Here is an 18,117-nt window from a genome sequence, read left to right as displayed (position 1 = left end):
ATAGTGGGCTGGAGACACCGAATGACCGAACCGAACCCCGCCAGCCAGCCTCGCGCCTTTCTCGAACACCTGTACCAGGCCGCCGTGCAGCGCGCCTTGCCGCTGCACAACACGGCGGCCCATCTGCCCCAGCCGCCCAAGGGCAGAACCATTGTCATCGGTGCCGGCAAGGCCGGCGGCTCCATGGCCCAGGCGGTTGAGGCCTTGTGGCCGCTTGATGCGCCGCTTGAAGGTCTGGTGGTCACGCGTTATCACCATATTCCGCCGCGCCCCGAAGGCTTGCCGCAGCGCATCGAAATTGTTGAAGCCGCGCACCCGGTGCCTGACGCCGCCGGGCTGCAAGCCGCGCAGCGCATCCTCGCGCTCACCCAGGGGCTCACCAAAGACGACCTGGTGCTGTGCCTGATCTCGGGCGGCGGCTCGGCCTTGCTGACCCTGCCGGCCGAAGGCTTGACGCTGGAAGACAAGCAGGCCATCAACAAGGCCTTGCTCAACAGCGGTGCCAACATCGGCGAGATGAACTGTGTGCGCAAGCACCTCTCGCGCATCAAGGGCGGGCGCCTGGCCGCCGCCTGCGCGCCTGCGACGGTGGTGACGCTCACGATCAGCGACGTGCCAGGCGACGACCCATCGGTGATTGCCAGTGGCCCGACCGTGCCCGATGTCACCACCTGCGCCGACGCGCTGGCAATTTTGAAACGCTACAACATCGAGGTACCGCCTGCGCTGCGCGCTCAGCTTGAGAGCGGTGCGCTGGAAACGCCCAAGCCGGGCGACGCGGCCTTTGACGGCCATGCGGTCCACATGATTGCCACGCCGCAGCAGTCGCTTGAAGCCGCAGCCGCGGCGGCTCGTGCAGCGGGGATTGAAGCCCACATCCTCAGCGACGAGATGGAAGGCGAATCGCGCGAGGTCGGCAAGGTGCACGCGGCGCTGGCACGCGCAGTCGCGCTCAAAGGCCAGCCCTTTAGCAAACCCTGCGTGATTTTGAGCGGCGGCGAAACCACGGTCACCGTCAGAAAGCGTGAAGATGGCGAGGCGCGCGGGCGCGGCGGCCGGGCTGGCGAGTTCTGCCTCGGTCTTGCGCTGGCGCTGCAAGGCCAGCCCGGCGTGTACGCGCTTGCGGCCGACACCGACGGCATCGACGGCATCGAGGACAACGCTGGCGCTTATGTGACGCCCGACACGCTGCAGCGCGCCAGCGCGCAGGGCATGAAGGTGGACCGCTTCCTGGACCGCAACGACGCCTACGGCTACTTTGAGCCGCTGGGCGACCTGGTGGTGACCGGGCCTACACACACCAACGTCAACGACTTTCGGGCGCTATTGATTTTGTAGCTGCTTGCGCTCGCCGGATAAGGGTGGTTGCCGCGTAGATCCCTCACCCCTGACCTCTCCCGGTGGGAGAGGGAGGAAGAGTTGTTGTGCTTGTGCTCGTCTGCTCTTTTGTTTGAGGGGGTCTCCCTCTCCCCCCGGGAGAGGGCAGGGGTGAGGGCTTGCGGCGTGTGGGAACCCGGCCCGGCGAAAAAACCTACTCGCAGATGCGACGAATCCCGGGCGGAGTCGGCAGGGCCCGAATCGCCTCCAGGTTGTCGGCACGGCGACCGGCGAAGACGCGCACCTCGTCACATTCCATGATGGCCAGCATCCGGCCGCACAGCGTCTCAGGCCGGTTGTGCGGACGGACCTGGCACGAACACGTCCGCGTGAAAATCCGGGGACGCCAGCCCGCTATCGGCTGCGGCGGCGCGGACGGTCGCAACCATGGGCGGGGAGCCGCAGCAGTAAACCTCGTGGCCTGACAGATCAGGACAGTGCGCGCGCAGCGCCTGATCCACGCGGCCGGCAAAGGCTTCGACGACGTCCTGGGCCGGGAGGTCGCTGAACGCGGGGATAAAACGGAAATCTGGCCACTGCTTTTGCCAGCGATCTACTGCCCGGCGCAAGTACAGGCCTCGCGCATCGCGCGTTCCCCAGATCAGCGTCACTGGACGCTTGACGCGACGTTTGAGCATGTCGTCGAGGATGGACTTCACTGGAGCAAAACCGGTGCCTCCGGCGATGAAAACGATGGGGCGGGTGTCATCCTCGCGCAGCGCCACGTTGCCAAACGGCAGCTCGACCTGCAGCGTGTCGCCCGGCGCGAGCTGCGCCACCTGCGCGCTGAAGCGCCCCCCCGGAACATGGCGGATGTGAAGTGTCGCGCCATCGCTTTCCTGCGGCGGGTTGGCCATGGAGTAGGAGCGCGTGCTGCCGTCATCCAGCAGGATCTGCAGGTACTGACCCGCCTTGAACTTTGCGCGCTGGCCTGCAGGCAGCCGCAGTCGCAGCAATGACACGTCGGGCGCGACAAGTTCGTTGCTGTAAACCCTGACCGTGAAGGTCTTGCGCGCGGATGGATCCACGCGGCTCCATAATACGGGCTGGAGCACCAGATCGCTGGCTGGCGTGCACATGCAGTACAGCACCTGGTCGGGCATGCAGGTTTCGTTGCGAATTGCCACACCGTTGAGGCCCATCACCTCGCCGACAGCGATGCGGCCGACGCAACTGCCACAAACACCCTTGCGGCAGGAATACGGCAGGTCAATGCCAGCGCGCAAGGCCGCGTCGAGTAGGCTCTGGCCCGGCGCGCAGTCGAAGGTAGCGTCCGCTGCTTCTATGGAGATGCGATGCTTCATGGTGAGTTTGCCTATTTTTCGCTGACCACGCTGCCTGATAGCAGCGCGATGGTGCGCAGCAAGGCTGTCGGGTCGGCGATCCCGCGGCCAGCGATGTCCATGGCGCTGCCGTGGCCCACGCTGGACAACAGAACGTCCGCGCCTATGCTCAAAGCGCTGGCAGCGTTGGGCGCCAGTAGCTTGATGGGAATGTGGCCCTGGTCGTGCAGCATAGCAACGTACAGGTCGTGCTGGCGTTGGGCCAGCAACATGTCTGCACCGTGTGGGCCGTTGATGCAGTAACCCTCCGTGCGCAGCTGGGTTACTGCGGGTACCACGGTCTGCGCATCCTCGGGGCCGAACAGGGTGCCTTCGGAGGCATGCGGGTTGATGCCGAACACCCCAATGGTGGGATTCTCCACGCCGAGCAACGCGCAGGCGCGTGCCCCCGCACGCACCGCGCGCTGCACGAGGTCCGGTGAGAGCCGGTCCAGTGCCATGCGCACGCTCTCATGCAGTGTGGCGTGCACGATGCGCAGACCACCTCCGACAAGCATCAGGAACACTTCATCCTCGGGAAGCCCACACACACGCGCGACCAGAGACGGGTAGCCGCTGAATGGGATGCCAGCCTGATGAATAGCGGTTTCGTGGTGCGGGCCGGCGATGACGGCGTCGAATTCGCCGGCGCGGCAAGCCTGCAGGGCAGCGATGGCTGAATCGACGGCGGAAGCGCCCGCAGCCGGGTCGATGCGCCCAGGCTGGGCCGCGCCGTCCGGCAGCGCTCCGGCTTCGACATGGTTCAGTTGCGGCAACAGCGCAGACAGGCCTGACACGGCGGCGGCTCGCTGCAGGACAGCAGCGGGTCCGAACACCGTGATTCGCTTCCTGTCTTCTTCACTGAGCGCGTTCAGTGCCTTCAGGGTGATTTCAGGGCCGATCCCGTTGGGATCGCCCAGCGCCAGCGCCAGACGCCGCGCGGAGGGCTTCACAATGGCAGGGCCATCAGGGTATCGGTCACGGTGCTGTCGCAGATCGCCACACGCTCGGCCAGCAACAGTTTGCCGTCCTGGCTCACGAAGCGGTCGCGGTATACGCCGGTGGCGAATACCTCGGTCTGCCCGGTCACCATGATGCGCACCACGATGAAGGGCGTGCGCGCCTGCGCTGCCGTGTCGCCGGCGGACTCCACCAGGGGAATGCCCATCAGGTGGCGGTAGCGTTGGCGTTCGTAGATGTTGGCCTCGCGCAGGGCGGCGATGCGGTCTTCCAGCATGGCGCGCGAATCCGCGTAAATGATCCCCGCGGGCAGGCCCTCCTGCTCGTTCTCGACGTTGGTGATCCGGTAATGGCAGTCGGACGTAAAGAACTCGGGCCATTGCTCCAACGCATCGCTGTCGATAGTGTGGGCATAGGCGGCGTTGAAGGCGCATAGCGCCAGCAGATCGATCATTGGTACGGTTCTCTTCTTCTGAAGCGGGGTCAGGCACTCATGTGGTGGCGGTAGGCCTTCCAGAAGCCGCGCACGGAGGTTTCGGTGGCGCGGCCTTCGCTGGAGCCGGCGTGGTCGCCGCCCATCTCGACCACGGCCTCCTTGTCGCTGGCGCCAGCGATGCCGCGTTGCACGAAGCCGCCTACGGCGCCGTCTTCCATCGAGATGAAGCCGGCTGGACCGACCAGGTTGGACTGCTTAAGGCGCACCTTGCGTTGCTCGGGCGTGTCGTCGGCGTAGCCAAAGTAGGTCCAGTTCAGCTCGGTCCGGTCCACGCCTTTGGGCAGCACCTGGCGCACGGCCAGGCAGTTTTTTATCTGCTGCAGCACGAAGCCGGGAAAGACGGACAGGATCTGCAGCGTCACGCCGTCGTCATATTCGGTAAAGCCGGCCAGCAGGCTGGGGTCCTTCAGGCGGTAACGGTCGTTGTCCGAGCGCAGGGCCTGGTCCTTATACGAGGAATCCTTTTCCGCCGACGTGTCAATCATCGAGAAGCTCACATGGTGGCCGCCCGACTCGTCCACTATCACGCCGCCCTTTTGCGATAGGCGGTTCAGCTCGAAGGTGGTGAAGAACAGGTGCAGCAAGCTGGCGTGGTAGCTGTCCTTGACGTTTTCCACATACAGCTTCCAGTTGTTGGGCAGGGCCTGGGTGAAGCGGCCGATGACCTCTACCGGCTTATGCATCACGCGCTCGATACGCTGGCAGATTTCATCACCCAGGTACTCCTCGATACCGGGCACGTCCTCCGAGAAGCTGCCAAACACCAGGCCACAGAACACGGCGATGCGCAGCTTGCGCGGGCCGTGATCTTCCTTGCGGAAATCTGGCGGCATGCCGCCATGGCCCTTGACGCCCTTCTCGAACGCCACACCGGTCAAATCGCCCTGGCGGTTGTAACTCCAAGCGTGGTAGACGCACCGAAAATCTTCGGCCTTGCCCGACTTTTCCAAGGCGATCAAGGCGCCCCGGTGCGCGCAGCGGTTTTCGAAGGCATAGATTTCACCGTCGCCATCGCGCACCACCACCACCGGTGTGGTGCCGGCGAAGGTTGTGCGGTAGCTGCCCTCATCGGGCAGCTCGGCGTCCAGGCACAGGAAGTTCCATGTGTTGCCGCGGAAGATACGTTCCTGCTCCTGCTCGGGCAGGCTGATGTCGCTGTAGAGCGAAAAGGGAATGCGCGTCAGCTCGACGCTTTTCCAATGGATGGTTTGCTCATGCATGGGGTTCATTCCAGCTTGACGTTGGCGCTTTTGATGACCTTGTTCCATTTTTCGGACTCGGCCTTGATGAAGAGACCGGTTTGCTCGGGCGACCAACCGCGCGGTTCGGCGCCCTGGTCCTCGAAGCGCTGCTTGACGTCGGGCGCAGCCAACGCTTGCGCAAACGATTTCTGAATCGCTAGCGCGATGCCGGGCGGGGTGCCGGGCGGCGCCACGACGGCGAAGAAGGTCACCGCATTCATCGCCGGCAGCTTGGCTTCGGCAAAGGTGATCACCTGCGGCAAGGCCTTGGAGCGCTGTTCATCAGCCAGCGCCAGGATGCGCAGCTTGCCGCTGTTGTGGTATTGAGCCGACGAGCTCAGGTTGTCAAAAAATACATCGACCTGGCCGCCTATCAGGTCGACCAGTGCAGGCGACGTGCCCTTGTAAGGGATGTGAATCATCTCGGTGCCGGTCAGCTGCATGAACAGGCTGGCCGTCAGATGCGAGGTCGATCCATTGCCCTGGGATGCATAGCTGACCTTACCGGGATTGGCCTTCAGGTAGGTGATGAACTCAGCCAGGTTTTTGACCGGCAGCTTATTGCTTACGGCAAGCACATTGGGCACAGTTGCGACAACCGTGATGGGCACCCACTGCGTCGGATCAAAGGGCAGTTTGCTGTACAAGTGGTGGTTGATCGCGATCGGTCCGGGCGGCGATACCAGCAAGGTGCTGCCATCTGGATCGGCGCGATACACCAGTTCGGCACCAATATTTCCGCCCGCGCCGGCGCGGTTTTCGACCACCATCCCGGATGGAAAATCCGCGCGCATCTTCTCAGCCAGGATTCGAGGCAGGATATCGGCAGTGCCGCCGGCCGGAAACGGAACAACCAGTTTGAGCGGCTTGGTGGTTTGGGCCAGGCTGGCCCCGGACAGGCAGGCGCCGGCGAGCAATGCGGCGAGCCAACGCCTAACGTTTATTTTTTTCATTTTGTCTGTCTCCGTGAGTTATTCAATGTGGCTCTCAGTTTGCGCCTCAGGACTTCGGGTGAACAAGCTATATTTGCGCTATGCGCAAAAAATCGCATGACACCTTGACGGATATCAGTACATGCACGACAAAAATTTTGTTGCCTCCCTGCAAAAGGGTCTGGAGGTCCTGACCTGCTTTGGACGCCAGCATGGCCGCCTGACGCTGTCCGAAGTGGCGAGCTTGACCGGCGTTTCGCCGGCCTCGGCGCGGCGCTCGCTACTGACCTTGCAGCAAATCGGCTATCTGGGTGGTGACGGCAAATATTTCTGGATGTTGCCGCGCTCGCTGCTGGTCGCGCATGCCTATTTGGCGTCGCGGCCGACGCCCTCGTTGGCGCAGCCCCTGCTAGATGCCTTGTCGGAGAAAACCCGCGAATCAGCCTCGCTAGGAACCCTGCTCGATGACGACGCGATCATCATCGCCCGCTCGACCGCGCGGCGCAGCCTCAGTACAGGGTTGGGCATAGGTTCACGGCTACCGGTTTATTGTTCGGCAATGGGGCGGGTCCTGCTCGCCAGCATGACGCCGGCCGAATCCGCGCGTCGTATCCACGGCATGGCGCGGCCGCGGCTGACAGCGAGCACGATCGTCGATGCTGCGCAAATTTTGCAACTGGTGGCGCGCTGCCGCTCCGATGGCTATGCGAGCAACGATGGTGAGCTGGAAATCGGCGTGCGCTCGATGGCTGTTCCGGTGAGGGACCAGACCGGCCGTTTCGTTGGAGCGATGAGCATCGCTGTGCGCGCAGAACGCATGACCCTGGCCGAATTTCGGGAAGCCTTTCTGTCGGCCTTGCAACGGGCCACGACGGCGCTGAGCAGCCGCCTGTTCGGGCTCTAGCCGGTAGTGGTCGAGGCTGGCTTATTCGCAGAGACTGCGAATTTCAGGCGGAATCGGCAGGGCGCGTATGGCCTCCGGGTTATCGTTGCGGCGACCAGCGAAGATGCGCACCTCGTCACATTCCATGATGACCTCGGCGCCGCGCACGATGCGGTAACGCTGCACAAAACGTTTTTCGCGCCATTCAGGGATGGTCACCTGGAGGTCCAGCACGTCCCCGTAGGTGGCGGTCCGCAGAAAACGCGAGTGGGTGTCTACCAGCGGCGTGCCGATGACGCCCATGGTTTGCTCGGTTTCCTGCCAGGACGGGACGCCGCACTGCACGAAGAAGTTTCGTGACGCGGCATCTATCCAGCGGAAAAAATTGGGAAACCACACAATGCGCGCCGGGTCACAGTCGCCGAATTCAACACGCACCGTGTGGGTTATCTGTTTGCTCATGGTTTCATTATGTCGTGAGGTCTCATTTTTCTGACTTTTCAACGGGACCAGCGCGTGCGCCTGCACATTGACCTGGCCAGATCGAGCAGTCGCGTACGGTAGCATGCAGACAGGAAAGCGCAGTAACCCCTCCACAACAGGCCCCATGAAAATCATCGACATCCGCGAAGTCACCCAGCCCATCAAATCCGACATCCGCAACGCCTATATCGACTTCTCGAAAATGACGCTGAGCCTGGTGGCGGTGGTCACCGATGTGGTGAAGGGCGGCAAGCCGGTCATCGGCTACGGTTTCAACTCCAACGGCCGTTACGGCCAGGGCGGGCTGATCCGCGAACGGTTTGCGCCACGCATCCGCGAAGCTGCGCCCGCCAGCCTGCTTGACGACAGCGGCAACAACCTCGACGCGCACAAAGTCTGGGCCGCGATGATGACCAACGAGAAGCCGGGCGGGCACGGCGAGCGTTCGGTCGCTGTCGGCACCATCGACATGGCCGTGTGGGACGCCGTGGCCAAGATAGCCGACAAGCCGCTGTACCAGCTGCTGGCCGAGCGTTATGGCAATGGCACGCCGAACCGCAAGGTCTTCGTCTACGCCGCCGGCGGTTATTACTACCCGGGCAAGGACGACGCCAAACTCATGGCCGAGATGCGCAGCTACATTGACTGCGGTTATGCGGTGGTGAAGATGAAGATAGGCGGCGCGTCGCTGGCCGACGACTGCCGGCGCATCGAAGCCGTGCTGGGCATGCTGGCGCCGGGTCAGCGCCTGTGCGTGGACGCCAATGGCCGCTTCGATATCAAGACCGCGATTGCCTACGCCAGGGCGATGTCGCCCTACGACCTGTTCTGGTACGAAGAAGCCGGCGACCCACTGGACTACGCGCTGCAGGCTGAGCTGGCCAGGCATTACGACAAGCCCATGGCCACGGGCGAGAACCTGTTCTCGATGCAGGACGCGCGCAACCTGATCCGTTACGGCGGCATGCGGCCAGACCGCGACTGGCTGCAGTTCGACTGCGCGCTCAGTTATGGCCTGGTCGAATACCTGCGCACGCTCGACATGCTCAAAGAGCACGGCTGGTCGCCCACCCGCTGCATCCCGCACGGCGGCCACCAGATGTCGCTGGCGATTGCCGCCGGCCTGGGCCTGGGCGGCAACGAGTCTTACCCCGACCTGTTCCAGCCTTATGGCGGCTTTCCGGATGGCGTGAAGGTCGTGGACAGTTATGTCACGCTGCCCGAGCTGCCGGGTATCGGGTTTGAAGGCAAGGCGGATTTGTATGCCGAGATGAAGGCGCTGGCTTCCTGAGTCGACCTCTATCGGCGCAGCACCAGCTCCAGCACCGCGTCGGCAAACACACGCGGCACCTCCTGCGGCATGTTGTGGCCCACGCCCGGCACCACGCGGTGTGAGCGCGGGCCGGTAAAACGGTGGGCATGCGCGGCGGCAGGGGCGGGCGGCCGCACGCCGTCGTCGGCACCGTCAAAGGTGATGGTCGGCACCGTGATGGCCGGTTGCGTCGCCAGACGCCGTTCAATCTCGGCATAGGCCGGGTCGCCCGGCGCCAGGTCGAAGCGGTGCCGGTAAGACTGGATCACCACGTCGACAAAATCCGTGTTGTCAAAGGCTGCGGCGCTGCGCTCAAAGGTGGCGTCGTCAAAGGCCCAGGTTGGTGACCACAGCTTCCACAGCAGGCGTATCAGGGCACGCCGGTCTTTGCTCAAGCCCGCGCGGCCGCGCTCGCTGTGAAAGTAGTACTGGTACCACAGGCTGTGCTCGTTGGCCGGGGTGTCCGGCTCCATGGCTCTGGCGATGTTCTGGATGTTGTAGCTGTTGAAAGAGACCAGCCCCGCGCAGCGCTCGGGCCACAAGGCCGCCACCACACAGGCTGCGCGGCCGCCCCAGTCATAACCGGCCAGCACCGCACGTTCGATCTTCAGTGCATCCATCAGCGCCAGCAGGTCGGCGCCCAGGGCGGCCTGCTCGCCAGAGCGGGGTGTGTCGTCGCTCAAAAAACGCGTGGGGCCGAAGCCGCGCAGATAGGGGACGATGACCCGGCAGCCTGCATCGGCAAGCATCGGCGCGACTTCGGCGTAGGTGTGGATGTCGTAGGGGAAGCCGTGCATCAGGAACACCGGCGGGCCATCGGCGGGGCCTGCGTTGAGCCAGGTGATGTCGAGTACGCCTGCGCGGGTGTGTTTGAGGGGCTGCATGGTGATTGCCATCTTACGGGAGCGCCCCCGCGCCCATCAAATAGAACCTCGCAGATGGCCATCTTCTGCAGCTGTCAAGTATCGGTAGCGTGGCTATTCCGGACTTCTTCGCATCTTCGCAAATTTGCCAAAGTTAGCATCACTATTGCGTTCTCGTCTGAACAACAAGGCTGCAGCTTTGAGCCCTGCGTTAAACTGAAAGAATGAATCTGCGCTTTTTGGAAACGTTCGTTTGGCTTGCAAAGCTTCGCAATTTCCGATTGACCGCAGAAAAAATTCACACAACACAGGCAGCCGTTTCCAGCCGCATTGCGACCCTCGAGCAGGAGCTTGGCGTTCGTTTATTTGATCGTGGTGACCGTGAGGTCACGCTGACGCTGGAGGGCAGCAAGGCGCTGGTCTACGCCGATCGTCTCGTGCGAACGATGCACGACATGCTTGAGAGCATGAAAGATCGAGCGCTTTATACCGGCGTGGTGCGCATCGGCGTGATCGAGTCCATCATTCATTCCTGGTTTCCAGAGCTGATGGCACGCATTCATCGTACCTATCCTCAACTGGAAGTGGAGTTGGCCGGTGACACAACCATTCGTCTGATCGAGCAGTTCTCCAAGGGCAATCTTGACTTGATCTTGCAGACTGATGCTGTGCTGGGTGCTGATGTTCAAAATATGCCGCTTTGCGACTTTCCGATGCGCTGGGTAGGTGCGACAGGCCTTAACCTTCATGGTGATGTGCTGACGTTGTCCGACATCGCCACGTTCCCTATTCTGAGCTTCTCGCGCAATTCAGGCCCACACAGATTTCTCGAACGCTTGTTCGACGGCTCTGTCGGCAAACAGGTCCACATAAACTGCATGACCTCCGTCTCGGCCATGGCTCGATTGGTGGCGGATGGCTTTGGCTTGGCCATGATTCCGCCAGCGATCATCCAGCGTGAACTGGCCAACGGTGACGTGCAGTTGCTGAAAATTGACACCGAAATGCCGAATATGTCGCTCGTATGCTCCTACCGATCGGGGCCGGAGACTCCACTATTTCAGCAGATTGCCGTAGCAGCGCAACAAACCGCGCAGGAATTCGCCCGGGGCCTGGATGGTGACGTCGCGCGTATGCCCACATCTGACGTAGCGGCCGATCCCTGGACGATTGCTACGCGTCCCGACTGAACGCGTCAATCCTACTTTTTCACGCATAAGCCACAAGTTAAATTGATGGCTTGTGGTCAATATTACTTGTTGGACAAAAAAAACATGGCCGGGGAGACTATTGATACTGTCAATATGACTCTCGACTTTCTGATCCAACATGAAAACTGATAAGACACGTGGCCTGCTCTGTATCTGGACCGACATCGACCCTGCGCATGACCTGGATTTCAACCGATGGTACGACCGCGAACACATGCAGGAGCGTGTGGCGATCCCGGGTTTTCAGAGCGCGCGCCGTTTTGGTGCAATCGGCGCATGCCCGCGGCCCTACCTGGCGCTGTATTACACCGACAGCCTGGATGTATTTCAGTCCGCATCGTATTTAAAGGCGTTCGCGAACCAGACTCCCTGGTCGCTTGAGAATTTCAAGCGCATGCGGGGCACGCAGCGGCGCGTCGGTCAGTTGACCGTTGAGGCCGGCCAAGGAGAGGGCGGCTTGCTTGCCCTGTTCGTGGTTCCCGAGCACAAGCTGGCTGAAACCGGCGTTATGGCCAAATTGCGTCAGATGTTGAGCAGCCTGACAATGCAAGACCATGTCATCAGTGCCACGCTGTTGCAAACCGATGCCGGTTTGTCTACTCCAGTCACAGCCGATGCTGTGGCCGCGCCATCTGATGCTATTGTGATGGTGGAGTCGACGCGCGCTGATGCGGCACGCCAAAATGCACAGACCTTAACCGAATCCCTGGGGTTGCCATCGGGTGAGGTCTATACGTTCCAGTCGCTTTGGCGGCTGGCTTCTTGATTTTTTGGAGAATTACATGACGCTGAATCGCCGCCACCTTTTGTCCGTCCTGGCCGCTACTTGCCTGAGTTTGTCTTCGGCACATGCGGTAGAACGCTGGAACATGTCACTTGAGCAGCCCGACGGTAACTACATATCCGCAGTTGGTCGCGATTTCGCAGCTGACGTCGCCAAGGCCACCGCTGGTGAGCTCGAAATCAAAACCCATTCGAACTCGGTACTTTTTAAGCGACCCGACCTCAAGCGCGCCGTGCAAACCGGCCAAGTGCAGGTGGGCGACGTGCTGATTTCCGTGCTGGGAAACGAAGACCCACTCTTCGAAGTTGACGCCGTGCCCCTGCTGGCCCGCGACTTCGACAGCGCCTGGAAGCTCTGGCAAGCCAGCCGCCCCGGCATCGAGGCGCGCCTGCAAAAGCAGGGCATCAAGCTGCTTTACAGCGTGCCATGGCCACCGCAGGGCATCTACACCAAAGTGCCAGTCACCCAAATGTCGCAGTTCAAGGGCATGAAGTTTCGCGCCTACAACGCAGCTACCTCGCGCCTTGTCGAGCTGATGGGTGCGTCGCCGACCACCGTTAATTCCGGCGACGTGCCGCAAGCTTTCGGCACTGGCCTGATCGAAGCCATGATTACCTCGCCGGCTACCGGCGTGGACGCGCAGGCCTGGGACTTCTCGAAGTATTACTACGACGTGCAGGCCTTCATTCCCAAGAACGTGACCATGGTCAACGCGCGCGCTTTTGAGCGCCTGCCCCCAGCATCGCAAAAGGCGGTGATGGAAGCGGCCGCCCGTGCCGAGAAAAAAGGTTGGGACATGGCGCGTGCTCAAACTAGCGAGCTGACGCAGACGCTGGCAAAAAATGGCATGGTGGTGGGCAAGACGCCGCCAGCGATCGAGTCGGAACTGGGCAAGATCGGTGCGACCATGGCCGAAGACTGGGTCAAGAAGGCCGGTACTGACGGCAAAGCTGTGATCGATCAGGCCAAGCGTTAAGCGCCAATGAAGGTCTTGCACTGGTTGTACCGGGCGTCGGGCCTGCTCTCTGCAGCTAGCCTGATTCTGATCTGCGCCATGATTGTGGCGCAGATCGTCGCCAGGAACATGGGCTCGACCGTTCGTGATGCCGAGGAGTTCGCAGCTTGGTCGATGGCCGCTGCGGGCTTTTTCGGCCTGCCCTATGCGCTTTATTGCGGCTCGCACATCCGGGTGTCGGTGGTTTCGCGCTTCGTGCCCGAGGCGCTGCACCACACCATGGAGGTGATTGCCAGCGTGATTGGCGTCTTGCTGGCTGCCTACCTGGCCTGGTACTGCACTGCTTTCGTGCTGGAGAGCTATCAGTTCAAGGAGGTCTCGCAAGGCCTGGTTCCCGTGCCGATGTGGATTCCGCAGATGCCCATGGTGTTTGGTTCCATTTTGTTGGCGGCAGCTTTTGCGGAACGCCTCGTGCGCGTGCTCCGCGGTCAGGTGTTCGAAGTTGGCGATAGCGAGGAAAGGACAGAGTAATGGATCTAGCATGGGTCGCTGTGGTGCTGACCGGAGCACTGTTTTTACTGCTGGGGTTGGGGGTTTGGGTTGCGCCTGCGCTGATCGCCGTGGGCATCATTGGTATGCAGGTGTTTGCCGATGCGCCCGGTGGTTCGATCCTTGCGACGACCGCCTGGGCGTCAAGTGCCAGCTGGACCATGACGGCCCTGCCGCTCTTTATCTGGATGGGCGAGATCCTGTTTCGCACCAAGCTTTCTGACGACATGTTCGCTGGCTTGGCTCCGTGGGTCGAGCGTCTGCCGGGCCGCTTGCTGCACGTCAATGTGTTTGGCTGCGGCATCTTTGCTGCGGTGAGCGGTTCATCGGCGGCCACGGCTGCCACCATCGGGCGCATTTCACTGCCTGAACTCAAGGCGCGTGGCTATCCGGAAAGTATTTCAATTGGGTCGCTCGCCGGGTCGGGCACCCTCGGTCTGTTGATCCCGCCGTCCATCATCATGATCGTCTACGGTGTGGCTGCGCAGATTTCGGTGGCGCGGCTGTTCATTGCCGGCGTGCTGCCTGGCTTGCTGCTGGTCTCGCTCTTCTCCGGCTACGTGATGATCTGGTCACTGCTCAACAAGGATAAAATTCCTGCGGCGGGTTTGGCCATGCGCTTTGCGGCCAAGGTCTATTCCACGCGTCGGCTGATCCCGGTGATCCTGCTGATCGTCGGGGTGATTGGCTCGATCTACGCCGGCTATGCCACGGCGACCGAAGCGGCCGCCTTGGGCGTGGTGGGCGCATTGCTGGTGGCAGGGTTTTCGGGCATGCTGAACAAGGCCAGCATCATGGCCAGCCTGCTCGGCGCAGTGCGTACGTCCACCATGATCTTTTTCATTTTGCTCGGCGCCGCTTACCTGACATCGGCCATGAGCTTCACTGGCTTGCCCGCTGAGCTGGCCAACTGGATCGCTGCAGAAAAATTGCCGGCTTGGGCTTTGCTGGCAGCACTGACGGTCTTCTTCATCGTGCTTGGCTGCTTTCTTGATGGCATTTCAATCATCTTGCTGACTACGTCGGTGATCCTGCCCGCAGTGCAGGCGGCGGGTATCGATCTGCTGTGGTTCGGTATCTTCGTGGTGCTGGTGGTCGAGATGGCGCAGATCACTCCGCCAGTGGGCTTTAACCTGTTCGTGGTGCAAAACCTCACAGGCAAAGACATCTTCGCCGTGGCCAAGGCGAGTTTCCCCTTCTTTTTGCTGATGGTCGTGGCGACCATTTTGATCACGATGTTTCCGCAAATTGTGCTGAGCCTGCCGCAAGCCATGGTGGCCCGCTGATCGCCTGCTTTTTACCGAGATCGATCGATGACCTTGCCTTCAAACACCCTGAGCCAATGGCAGCGCGAACTCGCCGGCGGCCGCACCAGCAGCCGCGACCTGACTGAGCAGGCGCTTGACGCCGCCATGCATTCCAGTGAGGGAGCGCCTGCGTTTTTGGCCCTCCACGCCGACACGGCGCGTGCCAGTGCCGATGCAATAGACGGCCTGCGCGCCGCAGGTGTGCCGTTGCCACCCCTGGCCGGGATTCCGATCTCCATCAAGGATCTGTTCGACGAAGCCGGCCAGACCACCCGTGGCGGCTCGCGCGTGCGCCAGGATGCCGCGCGCGCCGCCAGCGACAGCGTGGTCGTGCAGCGCCTGCGCGCCGCTGGCGCCGTGATCATCGGGCGCACCAACCTTACCGAATTCGCTTACTCTGGTTTGGGGCTTAACCCGCATTACGGCACGCCGCGTAATCCGTGGGATCGGGCAACGGGCCGCATTCCGGGCGGGTCATCTTCAGGCGCTGCCATTTCAGTGACTGACGGCATGGCTGCGGCCGCGATTGGGACCGACACCGGCGGCTCGGTCCGCATTCCGTCGGCCTTGTGCGGCCTCACGGGCTTCAAGCCAACGGCCAATCGCGTGCCGATGGATGGCGTGCTGCCTTTGTCGCCAACGCTCGACTCTATCGGCCCACTGGCAAGAAGCGTGGCTTGCTGCGCGCTGCTCGATGCGGTCCTGTCGGCTTCGCAGCTGGCCATTTCCAGCCCCACGCCGTTGGCTGACCGGCGCATCGCCCTGCCGAAAACCCTGGTTTTCGAAGGGATCGACGCAACCGTTTCGGCCGCGTTCGAAGCCGCCTGCAGCGTGCTCTCGGCCGCGGGCGCGCGTCTGATCGACATCGATGTGCCGGAGTTCGCAGAGCTCGGTCATATCAACCGCATGGGCGGCTTCATCGCGGCCGAGGCCTGGGCCTGGCACGCCGATGCGTTGGCCTCGCGCGAGGCCGATTACGACCCCCGGGTTGCGGTTCGCATCCGGCGCGGTCAGGCCATTTCAGCGGCCGACTACATCGCGCTCCTGGCCGAACGCCGCCGCTGGATCGCCAGCGTACAAAAGCGTCTGGTCGATGCCAATTGCGATACCTTCCTTATGCCAACAGTGCCGGTGGTGGCGCCGACCATCGCTTCGCTGCAAGAAAACGATGCGCTTTACGGCAGCACCAACCTGCTCATGCTGCGCAATCCGACGCTAATCAACTTTCTCGATGGTTGCGCCTTGAGCCTGCCTTGTCACCGGCCGGGGGAAGCGCCGGTCGGCATCACGCTGGCGAGCAGGCACGGCCAAGATGCGCAGCTGCTCAGTCTGGGCGCCGCCGTAGAAGCCGCACTCGCCTGGCAAGACTGAGCGCCTGGCGACCAGGCCGTAACGGCGCCATTCCTTCAGTATTCAAGGAGACAAGCAATGTCAGATAAAACAGCCGTCATCCTCGGCGGCACGGGTATGGTGGGCGCCAACATGGCACAACTGCTGGACCAGGTTGGAGGTTGGGATGTAACCATCGTCTCACGCCGCGCGCCAGAATTCGAAACTCGTGCGCGCCACCTCGTGTGCGACATGAGCGATCCGGTCGATTGCGAGAAGCAACTCGGCCAGCTCACTGAAACAAGCCATATTTTCTGGACCGGTCATGCCACGGGCACACGCTGGGTCGATAAAGCTGGGCGTGACACCGACCTCTTTAAAAATGCGATGCCGGCCATCGAGGCAGCGGCGACCCGATTGCAGCACGTGTGCTTGCTGCAAGGCTCCAAGTACTACGGCCGCCACCTCGGGCCGTTCAAGACGCCGGCCAAAGAAAGCGATGCCCGCCACTTCCCGCCCAACTTTTACTACACGCAAGAAGACTTTTTAAAGGAGCTTGCCAACGGCAAGCGCTGGACGTATTCGCTGATGCGCCCGCACATCGTGTGCGGTTATGCCCGCACCGACATCAACCTGCCCAAGCCCATTGCGGTGTATGCGACGCTGTGCAAAAAACTGGGCTTGCCGCTGAAGTTTCCCGGCCCGGAAGCGGCCTACCGGGCGGTGCACTGCGCCAGCGACGTCGAGCTGCTCAACAAGGGCATGCTGTGGGCGGCCACCACACCCAGCGCTGCCAACGAAGCTTTCAACATGGTCAACGGCGATCACTTTCGCTGGCAATATCTGTGGCCACGCATTGCCGAGTACTTCGGCATGGAAGCTGGCGGCGTGCAGCAGATCGACCTGGAGGCCATGATGGCCGACAAGGAAGACCTCTGGAACGAAATCGTGAGCGAGCACAACCTGCTGCCCACGCCTTTTTCAGAAGCTGCCAGCTGGGCCTTCGCCAATTACGCATTTGCCCCGACCTGGGACATCATGTTGGACAACACCAAGGCCCGGAAGTACGGCTTCGAGGAGTTCGTCGACTCCGAAGACATGTTCATCCGGATCTTCGACAGCTTCCGCCGACAGCGCTTTATTCCGTAAAGGCCTACCGTGGGCAATCAAAGCCTTACGCCGCATGCACGGCACGTCATCGAACCAATAATCAGCTTCGCCATGCAGACGAGCGTGCTGGCAGCGCTGCGGCGGGCCCAAGCCGTAGCCGTGAGCAGGCTGCAGCGCGAGCCAACCCTGCACGCCACTTTCGTGGCGGTCGATCCGACCAGCCTCGGTGTGACGGTGCCACCTGCTATCGGCACGATCCGCGTTGCTATCAGCCGCGCAGGCCGGGACGCGGCGCTCGAGCGCCATCCCAACAGCACCCAGGTGCTGCTCGTGCTCGACGGTACGATCGAGACGCATACCGAGACCGCCGATGGATGGCGCATTGATCGCTACGGAGACGGCTCGGCTGCCGTGCTCGAGAATCGCTGGCATTTCGTGCCACAAGGCATGTGGCACAAGTCGAGCGCACCCGGCCCCGGGGATTGCGTGCTCGCGGTCTTCCATTCCGCGCGCGAGGTGCAGGATCAGTATCGCGAGTGACCGGCCCGGATCAATCCGCGATGCCAGGACCCGGACGACACAGGCTCCGCCTCACCTCGCCAACAGCACATCCGCCGCATCCCCACGCTTGATGTCAAGGCGCATGCCTTGGGTCTGCAGAGATCGCGCAAGTTGCGCTGCCGGCGCATCAAACTCCTGATCCGTCAGCGCCAGCGTCACCATGCCGGCCGGATGCGCCAGGCGTTCAAGAGTCACCATCCCGATCCACAGCGGCGCAGGTAAATCGTTTGACTCCCCGACCTGGTAGGGCGTTGACCAAAGGCGAATCACCAGGCGATGCGACGGGTTCAATTCTTTTTCAGGCTCTTCGTTAATTTCACTGTGAATTTTTCCTCACGCCCAACCCAAATCCAACTTACCGCAATGAAACAGAATTCTTGCCCGGTAGTTGGTGAAGCTGCGAAACCCACGGGCATTGGCCTTGATGAGCTGGATGGCGCTG

20 protein-coding genes are annotated in these 18,117 nt (G+C 61.9%); 11 read left to right on the top strand and 9 right to left on the bottom strand.

Annotated features, from left to right (window positions below):
- Positions 1–21 precede the first annotated feature (21 nt).
- Positions 22–1,338, top strand: coding sequence for a glycerate kinase (locus tag ACESMT_RS01790; RefSeq protein ID WP_372824663.1), 1,317 nt, complete (start codon positions 22–24; stop codon positions 1,336–1,338).
- A 326-nt stretch (positions 1,339–1,664) separates the two neighbouring features.
- On the opposite strand, the gene ACESMT_RS01785 is transcribed toward ACESMT_RS01790, so the two are convergent.
- From ACESMT_RS01785 to ACESMT_RS01765, 5 genes are read right to left on the bottom strand one after another with little or no spacing between them, the layout of a single operon-like run.
- Positions 1,665–2,681 (bottom strand): FAD-binding oxidoreductase, encoded by a 1,017-nt coding sequence (locus ACESMT_RS01785; RefSeq protein WP_372824661.1) that lies wholly within the window; start codon positions 2,679–2,681, stop codon positions 1,665–1,667.
- An 11-nt stretch (positions 2,682–2,692) separates the two neighbouring features.
- Entirely contained in the window at positions 2,693–3,652 is a 960-nt protein-coding gene (locus tag ACESMT_RS01780; protein ID WP_372824659.1) for a PdxA family protein, read from the bottom strand.
- Positions 3,649–4,113 carry a nuclear transport factor 2 family protein gene (locus ACESMT_RS01775; RefSeq protein ID WP_372824657.1) on the bottom strand — a complete coding sequence of 155 codons (465 nt, stop codon included), beginning with the start codon at positions 4,111–4,113 and terminating at the stop codon, positions 3,649–3,651. Before ACESMT_RS01775 ends, ACESMT_RS01780 begins: the two co-directional genes overlap by 4 nt.
- Positions 4,114–4,142: 29 nt before the next feature.
- Positions 4,143–5,375 (bottom strand): aromatic ring-hydroxylating dioxygenase subunit alpha, encoded by a 1,233-nt coding sequence (locus tag ACESMT_RS01770; protein WP_372824655.1) that lies wholly within the window; start codon positions 5,373–5,375, stop codon positions 4,143–4,145.
- 5 nt (positions 5,376–5,380) lie between these two features.
- Positions 5,381–6,349: a Bug family tripartite tricarboxylate transporter substrate binding protein gene (locus ACESMT_RS01765; RefSeq protein ID WP_372824653.1), complete on the bottom strand. Its 969-nt coding sequence runs from the start codon at positions 6,347–6,349 to the stop codon at positions 5,381–5,383.
- 121 nt (positions 6,350–6,470) lie between these two features.
- Here ACESMT_RS01765 and ACESMT_RS01760 point away from each other — a divergent pair, with 121 nt between their 5' ends.
- Entirely contained in the window at positions 6,471–7,232 is a 762-nt protein-coding gene (locus ACESMT_RS01760; RefSeq protein WP_372824651.1) for an IclR family transcriptional regulator C-terminal domain-containing protein, read from the top strand.
- A 21-nt stretch (positions 7,233–7,253) separates the two neighbouring features.
- Here the strand turns inward: ACESMT_RS01760 and ACESMT_RS01755 are convergent, their stop codons facing one another.
- Positions 7,254–7,673 carry an acyl-CoA thioesterase gene (locus tag ACESMT_RS01755; protein WP_372824649.1) on the bottom strand — a complete coding sequence of 140 codons (420 nt, stop codon included), beginning with the start codon at positions 7,671–7,673 and terminating at the stop codon, positions 7,254–7,256.
- 145 nt (positions 7,674–7,818) lie between these two features.
- Here ACESMT_RS01755 and ACESMT_RS01750 point away from each other — a divergent pair, with 145 nt between their 5' ends.
- Positions 7,819–8,985 (top strand): mandelate racemase/muconate lactonizing enzyme family protein, encoded by a 1,167-nt coding sequence (locus ACESMT_RS01750; RefSeq protein WP_372824647.1) that lies wholly within the window; start codon positions 7,819–7,821, stop codon positions 8,983–8,985.
- 8 nt (positions 8,986–8,993) lie between these two features.
- On the opposite strand, the gene ACESMT_RS01745 is transcribed toward ACESMT_RS01750, so the two are convergent.
- The gene (locus tag ACESMT_RS01745; RefSeq protein ID WP_372824645.1) at positions 8,994–9,890 is read right to left on the bottom strand and encodes an alpha/beta fold hydrolase; all 897 of its coding nucleotides are present in this window, start codon (positions 9,888–9,890) and stop codon (positions 8,994–8,996) included.
- A 203-nt stretch (positions 9,891–10,093) separates the two neighbouring features.
- Between ACESMT_RS01745 and ACESMT_RS01740 the strand changes: the two genes are divergently transcribed.
- From ACESMT_RS01740 to ACESMT_RS01705, 8 genes are all read left to right on the top strand, one after another.
- The gene (locus tag ACESMT_RS01740) at positions 10,094–11,059 is read left to right on the top strand and encodes a LysR family transcriptional regulator (protein WP_372824643.1); all 966 of its coding nucleotides are present in this window, start codon (positions 10,094–10,096) and stop codon (positions 11,057–11,059) included.
- A 139-nt stretch (positions 11,060–11,198) separates the two neighbouring features.
- The gene (locus tag ACESMT_RS01735; RefSeq protein WP_372824641.1) at positions 11,199–11,846 is read left to right on the top strand and encodes a hypothetical protein; all 648 of its coding nucleotides are present in this window, start codon (positions 11,199–11,201) and stop codon (positions 11,844–11,846) included.
- A gap of 16 nt (positions 11,847–11,862) precedes the next feature.
- Positions 11,863–12,840 (top strand): TRAP transporter substrate-binding protein, encoded by a 978-nt coding sequence (locus tag ACESMT_RS01730; protein ID WP_372824639.1) that lies wholly within the window; start codon positions 11,863–11,865, stop codon positions 12,838–12,840.
- A 6-nt stretch (positions 12,841–12,846) separates the two neighbouring features.
- Complete coding sequence (locus ACESMT_RS01725) at positions 12,847–13,350, top strand: TRAP transporter small permease (RefSeq protein WP_372824637.1); 504 nt, start codon at positions 12,847–12,849, stop codon at positions 13,348–13,350.
- Entirely contained in the window at positions 13,350–14,654 is a 1,305-nt protein-coding gene (locus ACESMT_RS01720; protein ID WP_372824635.1) for a TRAP transporter large permease, read from the top strand. Before ACESMT_RS01725 ends, ACESMT_RS01720 begins: the two co-directional genes overlap by 1 nt.
- 27 nt (positions 14,655–14,681) lie before the next feature.
- Positions 14,682–16,046 (top strand): amidase, encoded by a 1,365-nt coding sequence (locus ACESMT_RS01715; RefSeq protein WP_372824633.1) that lies wholly within the window; start codon positions 14,682–14,684, stop codon positions 16,044–16,046.
- Positions 16,047–16,103: 57 nt separating this feature from the next.
- On the top strand, positions 16,104–17,153 hold the full coding sequence (locus ACESMT_RS01710) for an SDR family oxidoreductase (RefSeq protein ID WP_372824631.1): 1,050 nt from the start codon (positions 16,104–16,106) through the stop codon (positions 17,151–17,153).
- Between the two features lie 9 nt (positions 17,154–17,162).
- Entirely contained in the window at positions 17,163–17,654 is a 492-nt protein-coding gene (locus ACESMT_RS01705) for a cupin domain-containing protein (RefSeq protein WP_372824629.1), read from the top strand.
- Positions 17,655–17,705: 51 nt separating this feature from the next.
- Here the strand turns inward: ACESMT_RS01705 and ACESMT_RS01700 are convergent, their stop codons facing one another.
- Together ACESMT_RS01700 and ACESMT_RS01695 are read right to left on the bottom strand one after the other, a co-directional pair.
- Positions 17,706–17,870, bottom strand: coding sequence for a hypothetical protein (locus ACESMT_RS01700; RefSeq protein WP_372824627.1), 165 nt, complete (start codon positions 17,868–17,870; stop codon positions 17,706–17,708).
- Between the two features lie 138 nt (positions 17,871–18,008).
- Positions 18,009–18,117, bottom strand: a 109-nt coding sequence (locus ACESMT_RS01695) for a transposase (protein ID WP_372824689.1), incomplete at its 5' end; no start/stop codon positions are given.

The organism is Polaromonas sp., from assembly GCF_041689105.1.
In the GTDB taxonomy this organism is placed as follows: domain Bacteria; phylum Pseudomonadota; class Gammaproteobacteria; order Burkholderiales; family Burkholderiaceae_C; genus Polaromonas.
Note: the sequence above shows the minus strand (reverse complement) of the source record. Positions and strands in the feature narration are given on the sequence as shown.

Coding starts and splice junctions, on each gene's coding strand:
- ACESMT_RS01790 (WP_372824663.1), top strand. CDS start 22: ATGACCGAACCGAACCCCGCCAGCCAGCCTCGCGCCTTTCTCGAACAC.
- ACESMT_RS01785 (WP_372824661.1), bottom strand. CDS start 2,681: ATGAAGCATCGCATCTCCATAGAAGCAGCGGACGCTACCTTCGACTGC.
- ACESMT_RS01775 (WP_372824657.1), bottom strand. CDS start 4,113: ATGATCGATCTGCTGGCGCTATGCGCCTTCAACGCCGCCTATGCCCAC.
- ACESMT_RS01770 (WP_372824655.1), bottom strand. CDS start 5,375: ATGCATGAGCAAACCATCCATTGGAAAAGCGTCGAGCTGACGCGCATT.
- ACESMT_RS01765 (WP_372824653.1), bottom strand. CDS start 6,349: ATGAAAAAAATAAACGTTAGGCGTTGGCTCGCCGCATTGCTCGCCGGC.
- ACESMT_RS01760 (WP_372824651.1), top strand. CDS start 6,471: ATGCACGACAAAAATTTTGTTGCCTCCCTGCAAAAGGGTCTGGAGGTC.
- ACESMT_RS01755 (WP_372824649.1), bottom strand. CDS start 7,673: ATGAGCAAACAGATAACCCACACGGTGCGTGTTGAATTCGGCGACTGT.
- ACESMT_RS01750 (WP_372824647.1), top strand. CDS start 7,819: ATGAAAATCATCGACATCCGCGAAGTCACCCAGCCCATCAAATCCGAC.
- ACESMT_RS01745 (WP_372824645.1), bottom strand. CDS start 9,890: ATGCAGCCCCTCAAACACACCCGCGCAGGCGTACTCGACATCACCTGG.
- ACESMT_RS01740 (WP_372824643.1), top strand. CDS start 10,094: ATGAATCTGCGCTTTTTGGAAACGTTCGTTTGGCTTGCAAAGCTTCGC.
- ACESMT_RS01735 (WP_372824641.1), top strand. CDS start 11,199: ATGAAAACTGATAAGACACGTGGCCTGCTCTGTATCTGGACCGACATC.
- ACESMT_RS01730 (WP_372824639.1), top strand. CDS start 11,863: ATGACGCTGAATCGCCGCCACCTTTTGTCCGTCCTGGCCGCTACTTGC.
- ACESMT_RS01725 (WP_372824637.1), top strand. CDS start 12,847: ATGAAGGTCTTGCACTGGTTGTACCGGGCGTCGGGCCTGCTCTCTGCA.
- ACESMT_RS01720 (WP_372824635.1), top strand. CDS start 13,350: ATGGATCTAGCATGGGTCGCTGTGGTGCTGACCGGAGCACTGTTTTTA.
- ACESMT_RS01715 (WP_372824633.1), top strand. CDS start 14,682: ATGACCTTGCCTTCAAACACCCTGAGCCAATGGCAGCGCGAACTCGCC.
- ACESMT_RS01710 (WP_372824631.1), top strand. CDS start 16,104: ATGTCAGATAAAACAGCCGTCATCCTCGGCGGCACGGGTATGGTGGGC.